This is a genomic window from Paucibacter sp. Y2R2-4, from assembly GCF_025717535.1.
Classification (GTDB): domain Bacteria; phylum Pseudomonadota; class Gammaproteobacteria; order Burkholderiales; family Burkholderiaceae_C; genus Paucibacter_A.
Genome location: NZ_JAJIRO010000003.1, coordinates 583,570 through 594,757, shown reverse-complemented (window position 1 = coordinate 594,757; position 11,188 = coordinate 583,570). Strand labels below are relative to the sequence as shown.

Annotated in this window: 12 protein-coding genes; all 12 read right to left on the bottom strand. The window is 63.6% G+C overall.

Translation table 11 applies throughout. The features are described 5' to 3' along the window. Window positions 1-7: 7 nt before the first annotated feature. On the bottom strand, window positions 8-2,362 hold the full coding sequence (locus LNV06_RS13995; RefSeq protein ID WP_263538903.1) for an MMPL family transporter: 2,355 nt from the start codon (window positions 2,360-2,362) through the stop codon (window positions 8-10). Then, window positions 2,355-2,987, bottom strand: a complete 633-nt coding sequence (locus LNV06_RS13990; RefSeq protein ID WP_263538902.1) for an outer membrane lipoprotein carrier protein LolA — start codon at window positions 2,985-2,987, stop codon at window positions 2,355-2,357. Before LNV06_RS13990 ends, LNV06_RS13995 begins: the two co-directional genes overlap by 8 nt. Beyond that, complete coding sequence (locus tag LNV06_RS13985) at window positions 2,984-3,409, bottom strand: acyl-CoA thioesterase (protein WP_263538901.1); 426 nt, start codon at window positions 3,407-3,409, stop codon at window positions 2,984-2,986. The genes LNV06_RS13990 and LNV06_RS13985 overlap by 4 nt, the downstream gene beginning before the upstream one ends. Next, window positions 3,393-4,958: an HAL/PAL/TAL family ammonia-lyase gene (locus tag LNV06_RS13980; RefSeq protein ID WP_263538900.1), complete on the bottom strand. Its 1,566-nt coding sequence runs from the start codon at window positions 4,956-4,958 to the stop codon at window positions 3,393-3,395. Before LNV06_RS13980 ends, LNV06_RS13985 begins: the two co-directional genes overlap by 17 nt. After that, a complete protein-coding gene (locus LNV06_RS13975) occupies window positions 4,955-5,905 on the bottom strand; it encodes a lysophospholipid acyltransferase family protein (RefSeq protein ID WP_263538899.1) in 951 nt (316 codons plus the stop codon). Before LNV06_RS13975 ends, LNV06_RS13980 begins: the two co-directional genes overlap by 4 nt. An 11-nt stretch (window positions 5,906-5,916) precedes the next feature. Beyond that, entirely contained in the window at window positions 5,917-6,663 is a 747-nt protein-coding gene (locus LNV06_RS13970) for a glycosyltransferase family 2 protein (protein ID WP_263538898.1), read from the bottom strand. Next, window positions 6,660-8,354 (bottom strand): ApeI family dehydratase, encoded by a 1,695-nt coding sequence (locus LNV06_RS13965; protein WP_263538897.1) that lies wholly within the window; start codon window positions 8,352-8,354, stop codon window positions 6,660-6,662. Before LNV06_RS13965 ends, LNV06_RS13970 begins: the two co-directional genes overlap by 4 nt. Further along, window positions 8,354-8,899 carry a COG4648 family protein gene (locus LNV06_RS13960; RefSeq protein WP_263538896.1) on the bottom strand — a complete coding sequence of 182 codons (546 nt, stop codon included), beginning with the start codon at window positions 8,897-8,899 and terminating at the stop codon, window positions 8,354-8,356. Before LNV06_RS13960 ends, LNV06_RS13965 begins: the two co-directional genes overlap by 1 nt. Continuing rightward, window positions 8,900-9,202, bottom strand: a complete 303-nt coding sequence (locus tag LNV06_RS13955; RefSeq protein WP_263538895.1) for an acyl carrier protein — start codon at window positions 9,200-9,202, stop codon at window positions 8,900-8,902. Window positions 9,203-9,301: 99 nt separating this feature from the next. Next, on the bottom strand, window positions 9,302-9,565 hold the full coding sequence (locus LNV06_RS13950; protein WP_263538894.1) for a phosphopantetheine-binding protein: 264 nt from the start codon (window positions 9,563-9,565) through the stop codon (window positions 9,302-9,304). Between the two features lie 14 nt (window positions 9,566-9,579). Continuing rightward, window positions 9,580-10,365, bottom strand: a complete 786-nt coding sequence (locus LNV06_RS13945) for a lysophospholipid acyltransferase family protein (protein ID WP_263538893.1) — start codon at window positions 10,363-10,365, stop codon at window positions 9,580-9,582. Then, window positions 10,355-11,113, bottom strand: a complete 759-nt coding sequence (locus tag LNV06_RS13940; protein WP_263538892.1) for a beta-ketoacyl synthase chain length factor — start codon at window positions 11,111-11,113, stop codon at window positions 10,355-10,357. Before LNV06_RS13940 ends, LNV06_RS13945 begins: the two co-directional genes overlap by 11 nt. Window positions 11,114-11,188 lie beyond the last annotated feature (75 nt).

Genomic DNA, 11,188 nt, shown 5'->3' with positions numbered 1-11,188 from the left:
GAACACTTCAGGTGGGGATGGTATTGAGGTCGTCGGCCTCAGGCATGAACAGCGGCGTCAAAGCCCATGACAACACGATGCCCAGCAACATGGTCAGGCCAAAGGCACGCAGCGCGGGCGTGCCAGAAAGCGCCAACAGTCCGAATGCTAAAAGCGTGGAGGCCGCCGCCAGCGTGACCGATAAAAAAGGCCGCAAGGCCTGCCGCGCAGGCTGCTCGAGCAGAAAGATGCCGTAGTCCACGCCCATGCCGAGAATCAGCAACAGGGCCAAGACATTGAAGAGTTGCATTGGTTGGCCGAATAGCGCCGGTATAGCCAGGGCCAGGGCGCTGGCCAGCAGCGTCGGCAACAAGGCGCGCCAGGCACGGCGGCCAAAGCGCCAAGTCAGCGCGGCGAACACCAGGCCATAGCTGAGTGCGATCACCCCGCCCATCAGGCCACGGTAGCGCGCCAACACCTGCGAGACCTCGCCGACCTTGTCGACCCACTGCACGCCGGCTCGGCCCTCGGCGAGCGCCGCCAGCCGCGGCAGCTTGCTGAAGTCCGTCAGGCCACGCAGCAGCACTACGCTGGCGTAGCCGCCTTCAAAGGGGCCCAACCACTGATGGCGCAGCGGCTCGGACACCGGCGCCGCCAGCCACTCGGCCGGCAAGAGCGGCTTGAAGGCCGGCGCCGGCGCGGCCGCGGGCGCTTCACCCAAGATCTTCAGGGCCGCAGGCAAGACCTGACCCTGCACTACGCGCTTCAGCAAGGCCGCATCTTCGGCCTGACGGGCTTGCGATGGCAGCCAATCGCTGACAGCCTGCGTGCCGCTGACCAAGCCCGGCTCGGCCATCAAGGTTTGCTTCAAAGCCTCTTCGCGCTGCAGCACTTCTTCTTCGCTGGCGCCACGCACCAGATAGAACTGCGCCGGGCTGGGCAAGTCCATCAGAGCCGAGAAGGCACGCTGCTGTTCGAGCAAGGCCTTCGGTGAGTTCTGCAGCAAGCGGATGTCGTCATTGGCCTGCAGGCGCAAGAGGCCCAACAGCAAGACCGGCAGCAGCACCAGGCCAAAACCCAGCGTAAAGCGGTTGCGCCCCACGACCGGCCAAGACGCGCGCTGCGCGCCGATCCAGCGCGAGAACGGGCTCCAGGCCATCTCACCGCGATCAAAGAGCGGGAAGCACCAGAGCGTGGTGATGAAGGCCGCCAGCAAGCCCACCACCGAAAACACCGCGATCTGACGCAGGCCCGGGAAGGGCGTCAGGGCCAGCAGGGCATAGCCAATGGCGGTGGTGCACATGGCCAAGACCATGGCGCCGCTTTGCTCGCGCAGCATCTGAAAGCGTTCGGCGAACGGTCGACCCAGGCGGCCGCTGTAATAGTTGCTGGCGTAGTTCTCGGCCACGCCCACCAAGCTGGCACCAAACACCAGGGTGATCATGTGCACGCGCCCAAAAATCAGGCTGGTGACGGAGATGGCGCAAAGCAGTCCGACACCGATCGACAGCGTGACCAGCAAGCGCGGGCGAATGGCCTGAAAGGCAAACAAGGTCAGCACGATGATGCCGACCAGCGAGCCCAGGCCGATGGTGTGCACCTCATGCTCGGCCTGTTGCGCGGCGGCGGCCGCATGCAGCGGCACGCCGACCATCAGCACTTCAGCCTGCGGCTGCAATTGCAAGGCCGCAGCACGGGCCTTCTCCAGGCTCGAAATCAAGGCTTGCTGGCTGCTCATCGAAAAGCCCGACTCCAGCAACTCCATCGTCAAAAAGGCGTACTGCCGCTGCGGGCCGGCCAGCAACAGCCGCCCCTCGGTGACGCGCACGCGGCTGTCGCCAGCACGCTCGGACAGCCAAGCGCCGAACAGATTGAGCGGGTCGGCCTGCCAGCTGCCAATGCGCGGCATGCCCATGGGCCGGTAGAGCGACTCGACTGCGCGCTGCGCCAGGGTGTCTGGAGATTCTCTTTGCAGCAAGGCGCGCTGCTCAGCCGTCAGCAACTGGCCTTGATAGGGCGTGAAAAAGCCCAGCCACTGTTCGGCCGAAGCCTCGCCGACCTGATAACGCAGCGTGATCGGCGCAGCCGGCGCTTCCAGCAAGGAGGCGGCAAAGGCGTCGCCGGCTTGACGCGCGGCATCCCAGTCGGCGGCGCCGACCAGCACCACGACGCGGCGCGCCGCCGCATCGGCCAAGGCACGTGTCGCCTGCCGCACCGCCGGCTGGCGCTCGTCCTGCGGCAACATGGCCAAGACATCGGTGTCCAGTTGCAAGCGCCCGCCCAAGAGCAGCCACAGCGCATGACTGCACAGCACCGCACACAGCAGCAGCCAGACGGCGGCGCGGCGGAGCAGAGGCAGCTGATCGGGGGCGGTCTCAGTCAAAACGCGCTGCCTCATCGGCACTCAGGCGCGCCGGCTCACTGCGCTGGGCGCTGAAGCGCAGCTGGGTCAGATCACCATTGGCTTCATCAAGGCGGATGCTGGTGACATGACTGTCGCCATTCAGCTCGATCGCCTTGAACAGTTTGCTCAAGGCCGCTTGGCGCGGTTGCAGTTGCAACTGCCAACGCCGGCCATCGATCTGGCCTTCGATACGGAAGTACTCCGACAAGGCCGCGATATCGCCATTCAACAAGGAGAACATCAGGCCATTGATGATGCGTACCGAGGGTTCCTTGCCAGCGTCGAGCCGAAAGGCGACCGCGCCATTGCCCTGGGTGGCGACGATCTCATCTCGGGTCAGACGCAGATTGGAGGCAAACGGCGTCTTGGTACGCCACAGCACACCGCGCTCGCGCGCAACGATGAAGTCCCCGCGCGACAGCAAGGGCTTGGCAAAGCCTTGCACCTGCTTGCTCTGCTCAAAGTCCCCGCGCAAAACCGCCGGCTGCTGCAGGCGCTCGCGCACAGCAGCCGCCAACTCGGGGCCGCTCAGCGGCGCAGCCAACACAGGCCCTGAGGCCAGGAGACTCAAGGCTGCGGCGCAAAGCAACAGGCGGCGCTTCATGTGGGTTCCACCCCGAGGCGTTCCCACAACACGGCGGGGCAGACGTACAGCATCTCGCGCTCGGCGATCGAATATGCCACCTGGATGGTGTAGGCCCGGTTGATGGCCTGACCGCTGGAGGCGTCGGAGATCAGGTACTCGATCTTCAGGCGGTTGTCCCACTCGGTGATCTCGGCGCGCACCAAGAGGCGCTGGTTGAAGCTGGCCATGCCCACATACTTCAAGCGCATATCGACGATGGGCCAGGCATAGCCGGACTCACGCATCTGCGGGTAGTCGTAATTGAACTTGGCCAAGAGTGCGCAGCGCGCCAGCTCCAGGTATTTGACGTAGTGGCCGTGCCAGACGATGTCGAGCGGATCGAGGTCGTGAAAGGCCGGCGCCAGTTCAATCGTGTGGCTGAGATCAGGCTTGCTGTTCATACAGACTCCAAGCTTGCTCGCGCACCGCCTTTAACAGCGCATGCAGATCAGCGTCGAGGGCGCGGTCTTCCTTGACCAGGGCAATGCGCGCTTCAAGGTCCGCCTGCATCGCGGCCAGGGCCGGGCTCAACGTCAGCGGCTGCAAGTCGGCGCGCAAGCTCAGGCCCTGGCGGGCCGCGATCAACATCGCCGCCAGCACTTGCTCACTCAGCTCCAGCACGCGCAGGCAGTCGCGTGCGGCAATGGTGCCCATGCTGACCTTGTCTTGGTTGTGGCATTCGGTCGAGCGGCTGAAGACCGAGGCCGGCATCGTGCCCTTCAAGGCCTCGGCGGTCCAGGCCGAGACGCTGATCTGCAGCGCCTTCAGACCATGGTTGATGGCAGCACGCTCGCCGGTGGCGCCGGACAGATTGCTGGGCAGGCCATGGTTGTAGCGGGTGTCCACCAGCAGGGCCAGTTGGCGATCGAGCAGATCGGCCACATTGGCCACCGCAGTTTTCAGCGTGTCCATGGCCAAGGCGATATGGCCGCCATAGAAATGCCCGCCGTGCAGCACCAGCTCATTGCGGGCGTCGATCAGCGGGTTGTCATTGGCGCTGTTCAGCTCGTTCTCGATCAGCTGGCGCAAGAAGGGCAAGGCGTCTTGCAGCACGCCGATCACATGCGGGGCGCAGCGCAGCGAGTAGCGGTCTTGCAGACGCTGCTCATTGCGGCTGGGTCGGTCGCTGACCAGATCGGCGCGCAGGCGCTCGGCGCAGAGTTGCTGGCCGGGGTGCGGCTTGGCGGCGAACAAGGCCTCGTCGAAGTGGTGCGCATTGCCGCCGCTGGCGACCACATTGATGGCAGTCAGACGCGTGGCCAGGCGGCACAGATAGTCGGCACGTTGCCAAGCCAGGCAGGCCAGACCGGTCATCACCGCCGTGCCGTTCATGATGGCCAGGCCTTCCTTGGGACGCAGGCGCAGCGGCTTCAGGCCCACCAGGGCCAAGGCCTGCTCGGCGGGCATGCGGGCACCCTTGAACAGCACCTCGCGCTCGCCGCACAAGACCGCAGCCAGATAGGACAGCGGCGTCAAATCGCCGCTGGCACCGACCGAACCCTCGGAGGGAATCAGCGGCAGGATGTCGTGCTTGAGCAAGGCCTCGATTTGCGCCAACAGGTCCACGCTGACACCCGACATGCCCTGGCTCAAGGAGGCCAGCCGCGCGGCCAAGACGGCGCGGGTTTGCTCGGGGCTCAAGACCGCGCCCATGCCGCAGCCATGGTAGGTGTAGAGATGGTGCGGCAGATCGGGCACCAGGGCGGACGGCACGGTAACGGTGCAGGAGTCGCCATAGCCGGTGGTGACGCCGTAAATGACACCCTCTTCCGCCAACAAGCGGGCGACGAAATCAGCGCCGGCCTGGATATGGGCGCGGAAGGCGGGGTCACTGCTCAGGCGGGCCGGCCGGCGGCCAAGCGCGACGGCGCAGATGTCTTCGATGCGCAAGCGCTGACCGTCAAATTGCACGGCTTCGGTAGGGGTCGTCGATTCGACTCGGGCTGTCATGATGGTGTTTGGTCCCAAAAGGGAAAGAAATTGAACCAGTCGTACGGCGACTGGCGCAGCTGCGCACTGAGCGCCGCCACAAACTGCTGGGCATAGGCTTGCATCGCTGGCTCGCGCTGGCCACGTGGCAGCGTCACTTGCTCGGCCAAACGCTCAAAGCGCACCAGATAGCCGCTGCCTTGATGCAGGCATGACAGCATATAGAGCGGACATTTCAGCAAACTCGCCAGCACATAAGGACCGACCGGAAAGTGCGCCGGGTGGCCCAAGAAATCGACCTGCACCGTCTTGCTCTGAAGCACCGGAATGCGGTCTCCGGCGATGGCAATGAACTCGCCGGCGGCGACCTTTTCGCTCAAGACCATAGCCATAGCCGCATCCATTTCGGTGACCTCGATCAGGTTCACTCGGCTGTTCGGTTGAAGCCGCTTCAGCACCTGATTGAAGGCCTGGGCGTGGGCGGTATGTACCAGCACGTTGAGCCGAAACACGCTTTCATCCTCGACCAAGGCACGGCACAACTCCAGGCAACCGATGTGGGCGGTCACGAGGATGCCGCCCTGCCCGGCTGCGGCCGCTTGGCGCAAAGCATCGGCGCCCTGCACCTGCACTTGCTCCATCGGGTAGCGGCCCGCCATGGCCAAGAGTTTGTCGAGCATGGTGTCGGCGAACAGGCCCACATGGCGCAGGCCATGCCGCCAATTCGGCTCGGTCGGAAAAACCGCGTACTGAGCCTGCAAACGCTGCAAATACTGCAGGGAGTCGCGCCGCAGTGCCGGTCGGCTGAGCCAGTGCAGCAGCATCACCGGAGTCATGAAGAATCGAAACACCCAGCGGCCACTCAGGCGATGCACCCAGTACAGCAGCCAGATGCCGGCGACAAAGGTGTTCTCACCCAGGCTGGCCCAATGGCTGCCAGGGCTTTGACGTTCAAATTGGCCGGACATCTGCGGCCCCGTCATTTTGAGAAACGCCGCCACAGCAGCAGCGGCAGGCGCGGCAGCATGCCGAAGAACAAGCGGGTGTGCATCCAGGAGATCAAGACGTTGTCATGCAAGGCCCGAAAGTGCGAGATGCCGTCGCTGGGGTAGCTGACGCGGGTCGGCTGGTTGATGACGCGCACGCCGCGCCAGATCAGACGCACCGCGATCTCAACGTCAAAGTCCATGCGTCGGCCGATTTGCACGCTATCGATCAAGGCCACCGTCGGCGCCAAAGGATAGATGCGAAAGCCGCACATCGAGTCGCGCAATTCCATGGACAAGGTGTTGATCCAAACCCAGATATGGGTGGCATAGCGGCCATACAGCCGCGCCTTGGGCACGGACTCGTCATAGATCGGGCAGCCACAAATGAAATGCCGCGGATGGGCTTGGGCCAAGGCCAGAAAGCGCGGTACGTCGGCGGCCTCATGCTGACCATCAGCATCGATCTGCAGCGCATGGCTATAGCCCAATGCCAAGGCTAGCCGCAAGCCGGCCATCATCGCCCCGCCCTTGCCTTGGTTGACGGCCAGACGCTCGACGCGGATCTGCGCCGGTTCGGCCGCCGCCAACTGATCCAACACCGCAGCGCAGCCGGGCTCGCTGCCGTCATCCACCAGCAGCACCGGCAAGCCATGGCCGCGCAAGCTGTGCACCACTGCCCCGATGGCCTCGCCGTGGTTGTAGACCGGCACCACTGCCAACACAGAGAGCGGGCTCATGGTGCGGCTCCAAACACCACCCGGCCGCTGGCATGGACGCCGCGCGCCGACTCGTACTTGAAGCTCAGCTGACCCGATTCGGGCTTGAAGCTGAGCGTCAGTGAAAGCGTCAATCCCGGCGTGATGACCTGTTGGAACTTCAACGCCTCCAGGGCAGCAAAGCGCGGAGGCAAGGGAAACAGCTCACGGCCAAAACGAATCGCCCAGTCCACTTGCGCCACGCCCGGCAGCACCGGATGGCCGGGGAAATGGCCGTCGAACTGCGGCAACCCCGGCTCGATCTGCAAGCGCAATTCGGCCGTCGTGGCGCTGGCTTGCACAACACGCATGGGCGGGCGGCGCGGGTCGAACAGGGCCAGCAGCTCGGCTTGCGTGGCCTTGCCCTGGCTATTGCTGGGCAGGCTGGACACAAAACGCCAGCGGCGCGGCGCTGAGACCGGCTCCAGGCTTTGCAGCAGCAACTGCCGCAGTTGCGCGCCCAGGGCTTGGCGGCCGATGCGTTCCAACTGCGCCCAGCCAGCCTCGTTCGGCACCGCCACCACGGCCAGTTGCAAACGACCATGTTGCGTGGGCGAAGGCACACTCAGCACGCGCAGCTCGGCCAAGAGCCCGCTGCTCAGCAGAGCGGCTTCTACCGCAGCGACGGAAACACGCTTTTCTTCGATCTTCAGCAAGCGGTCGGCGCGGCCTAGCAATTCAAAGCTCTTGCCCAGATCGCGGGCACGATCGGCAGCTGCCGTCCAATCCAGCGTGGGCAAATGCGGCGAGGCAATGTGCAGCAATTCATCGACCACACGCCAACGCACGCCGGGCAAGGCTGACCATGCGGTGGCAGCTGTGCTTTCGCGCTGGCGCCAGGCAATGCCGCCGGTTTCACTGCTGCCGTAAACCTCAATGGGGGCTTGGCCAAAGACGCGCAGGCAATCGGGCAGCGCCTCGTCGGGCAGCGGGCCGCCGGAGGAGAACACCGCGCGCAGGCCACGCAGATTGACCGCCGGAAGACGCTTGAGGTGAGCCGGGCTGGCGATCAGCAAGGCGGGTCGCGCCGCATGCAGGGCTGCCGTCAGGTCTTCTACAAAGGCGTAGCGCTCGGCATGAAACGCGCAGCCGCGCGCCAAGGGCCAGAGCACGCGAAACAGGAGGCCGTAGATGTGCTGATGCGAAACCGTGGCCAGAACCTCGGCCTTGCCCAGGCGCTCGCCAAAGGCTTGATCAAGCGCCGCGACCTCATGGAAGAGCTGGGACAGGCGCTTCTCTATCGCCAGCGGTGCGGCGGTCGAGCCCGAGGTGAAGATTTGCACTTGGATCGCGGCGGGATCCAAGGCTTGCCAGACGGGCTCCTGTGCGCTCGCATCTTCATTGGGCGAACTCAGCTGCGCATCGGCAAAGTCACCCGCCAGAGCGTCGACCTGAAGCTGCAGTTGCGCCGCCGTCGCTAGCAGTTTGTCGCCAGGCAAATAAACGACCTTGCCCGCATGCCAAAGCGCGAACAAGGCGGCAGCGAACTCGAAGGCATCATCCAAGTACAGGCCGATGCGCTGAGCCGGCAAGGCCTCGGCTTGCCAATACCAAGCCGTGACGCGACGCTTGAAAGCCGCCCAATCCAAAGCTTGATGGCCGCGCCAAGCCAGCACTTCGCCCGAAGGCCGGAGCTCACAAAGCAGCGAATTCAGCGCATGCAGCGTCGCCATCAAGACACCTTGCCGGCTTGCTTGAGCATGCGTTGGCGCCACAGCCACTCGCCGCCCAGCAGCAGGCCGATCAGAACATAACTGATCAAACCGTTGTACAAGGCCCAGAGCGCATCGTTGGCCCAAAGCCCGCTCGCCAAGGCCAGGCTGCCATTGAAAACAAAGAAACCGCACCAGACCTGAGTGACACGACGGGTATAGGCCACGCCCTGTGCATCCAGATGCGGTTCGCGCAAGCGCGCCAAGCGCTCGATGGCGCTGGGCGGGTTGAACAAACTGGCAGCAAAAACGAACAGCAGCGTTGCGTTCACCAACACGGGATAGAGCTTCAAAGGCAGGGCGGTATTGCCAAAGGCGGTCAAGGCCGCCAAAAGCAAAGCGCCTGCCGCCGCCCAGCGCCAGAAACGATCCGGGCTGCCGACGGCACGCAGCAAAGCCAATCCGGCCAAGAGCAAGGCCAGCCAACGGGGCTCAAAGCGACCGAGGCCGAAGTAGACCAATAGCGGATAGGCCGCCGTCAGCAAGCCAATCAAAATCGGGCGCATTCAACCCAAGGCGCTACGTGCTTCGGTCGATGCCTTGGCTTCTGCACCTTCGGACTCGCCGACCTTGATCAAGCCTTGCAAGGCATCGATCACATCTTGCAGCGTGCGCACCGCTTTGAAGGCATCGGGCTGCAGGCGTTTGCCGACCAAGGGGCGCAGTTTGACGATCAAGTCCACCGCGTCGATGCTGTCGATGTCGAGGTCTTCATAAAGCCGCGCCTGCGGTTGAATCACCGCGTCGTCGATATCAAAGGTCTCGATCAGAATGGCCCGCAGGCGTTCGAAAATTTCTTGGTCCGTCATGTCTGAATACTCCCGACCGCGCCGATTGGGCGCTGCCGTACTGCGGCACTGAGGCCTCATCGCCGGCGGTTTTTGGCGCCGGCTTACTCGCTTGCTTGCTTACTTGCTGCGCTTATCGGCGACGAATTGAGCCAGGGCCCGGATACTCGCGAAGTGCTGGCGGGTTTGGGTGGAGTCGGCCGACATGCTCACGCCATAGCGTTGCTGCAAAGCCAGGCCCAATTCCAACGCATCAATAGAGTCCAAACCCAGGCCCTCGACAAAGAGCGCCTGTTCGGGGTCAATCGCGTCCGGCGTCATGTCTTCCAGATTGAGGCTGGCGATCAATAGTTGCTTGATCTCCAACTCAAGATCGGTCGTCATGGTTTGCATATGTCTTATCCCTGAATCGAAAAATAGTTTGCCAAGTGTGCGGTCAGATATCGCGCAGCCAATCCCGCTTCTTGGTTGGCCGACTCTAGAAAAGAGTTGATGGGGATGTCTTCGGCCACCGTGATCTCAAAATGCAAGGCCCGATCGGCGACGCGCCACCACGCCTGGCCCTTGCTCAAACCGGGGGGCGTGCAGCGTATTCGCACAGGCGTGATTGACCGCCCCGCTCGCAAGGCAATCTGCGCCGCGCCACGCTGTAGCTTCAAGGCTTGGCCCGGCCGGCTGCGCGTGCCTTCTGGAAAGATGATCAGATTAGCGCCGTCTTGCAAACTGTCCATACAGGATTGCAGCAATTCCGGGCCTTCATTGTTCAGCACATAGGCGCAGGCGCGCACCGGGCCAAAGGTGAATGGATTGCGGGCCAAGCCGCCCCGCACCACGCAATCGGCATTGCGAATCAATGAAATCAGGAACACCACATCGATCAAGCTCGGGTGATTGGCCAACACCAAGAGGCCGCTGCGCTGCAAGCGTTCCAGGCCTTCAAATCGGTAGCTGATCAAGCCCAATGCACGCATGAGCTCGATGAAAGCGGCAAAGACCCGACTCACCACAGTTCGAGCATGCAAGCTGCGTCGCGCGCCATCGCGCTGCAACAGCAAGAGCATGGGGAAGTAGAAGAGACCCAATAAGAGCCCGCCCACGCCAAAGGCCGAGAACGCCAGAGCCGTAGCCGCAATGCGGCGCAGACGGTTCAAGCGTGGCCAAGCTGTAGCGGTCTCAAACCCCATGACGTTCCCAATGCCAAGGACCGTGTCGCAACTCGGCTTGCTGACCGATCAAGAACTCGAGAGTTCGCAGATCCGAGGGCAACTGAAAGCCTGTGGACTCGGATGGCACATTCGATTCGAGCGAAGCGGCCAGGGGCCGTTTTGCAGTCAGGCGAAGTCCTTGCGCCGATGGCTCAGCATCCGCAGGGCGAAGCAGGCAGGCCCAGGCCCGGGTGAAGGTGGACGCATCTGTGGTTCGAAAGGCCGAATAGCAATCAGGTAGTGCGGCATCGAAGACCACCAGCAGCACACCTGCTGCACCATCGGCCAATAAGGCTTGCGCCTCCGCGAAGCCCGCCTCGGCGGAGTGGGCCCCGGCGCTGACGGCTTGGTAGTTGGAGCGGTCGCCCCGAGCAATCGAGTAGAGCGCGCCAATGGCGTTGTGCACAGACAGGCTGAAGGCTGTTGGCGACAGGGGCTGTGCCTGGGCCAGTTGTTCCAGCATGCCCACGGACCGAGCCAACTCTCCCCAGCGCGAAGCAAAAACCAAGGGGATGGTTTCGGCAGGCTGGACCTCATAGGCCGACTGCAAAGCGGCACGGCCCAAGGGATCGATGCGTCGCCGCATCATGGCCGGCATCGCCGCCAAGGCCGCTTGCTCGGCACCCAGCAAGGCATGCGGCGCGGCGAACCACGACCGCCAATCAGACTCGCTTTCAAGCCCAGGCGCCCAGGCTGCCCATTGTTGAATGCTGAAGCTTGCAGACATGTGGCTTGTGGCGGCTCCGAAAACGGCTCCGCCGCGACGAGTCGCGGCGGATGTTTGGGAGTCCGGTCCAGTCAA

Coding starts and splice junctions, on each gene's coding strand:
- LNV06_RS13990 (WP_263538902.1), bottom strand. CDS start 2,987: ATGAAGCGCCGCCTGTTGCTTTGCGCCGCAGCCTTGAGTCTCCTGGCC.
- LNV06_RS13985 (WP_263538901.1), bottom strand. CDS start 3,409: ATGAACAGCAAGCCTGATCTCAGCCACACGATTGAACTGGCGCCGGCC.
- LNV06_RS13980 (WP_263538900.1), bottom strand. CDS start 4,958: ATGACAGCCCGAGTCGAATCGACGACCCCTACCGAAGCCGTGCAATTT.
- LNV06_RS13975 (WP_263538899.1), bottom strand. CDS start 5,905: ATGTCCGGCCAATTTGAACGTCAAAGCCCTGGCAGCCATTGGGCCAGC.
- LNV06_RS13970 (WP_263538898.1), bottom strand. CDS start 6,663: ATGAGCCCGCTCTCTGTGTTGGCAGTGGTGCCGGTCTACAACCACGGC.
- LNV06_RS13965 (WP_263538897.1), bottom strand. CDS start 8,354: ATGGCGACGCTGCATGCGCTGAATTCGCTGCTTTGTGAGCTCCGGCCT.
- LNV06_RS13960 (WP_263538896.1), bottom strand. CDS start 8,899: ATGCGCCCGATTTTGATTGGCTTGCTGACGGCGGCCTATCCGCTATTG.
- LNV06_RS13955 (WP_263538895.1), bottom strand. CDS start 9,202: ATGACGGACCAAGAAATTTTCGAACGCCTGCGGGCCATTCTGATCGAG.
- LNV06_RS13950 (WP_263538894.1), bottom strand. CDS start 9,565: ATGACGACCGATCTTGAGTTGGAGATCAAGCAACTATTGATCGCCAGC.
- LNV06_RS13945 (WP_263538893.1), bottom strand. CDS start 10,365: ATGGGGTTTGAGACCGCTACAGCTTGGCCACGCTTGAACCGTCTGCGC.
- LNV06_RS13940 (WP_263538892.1), bottom strand. CDS start 11,113: ATGTCTGCAAGCTTCAGCATTCAACAATGGGCAGCCTGGGCGCCTGGG.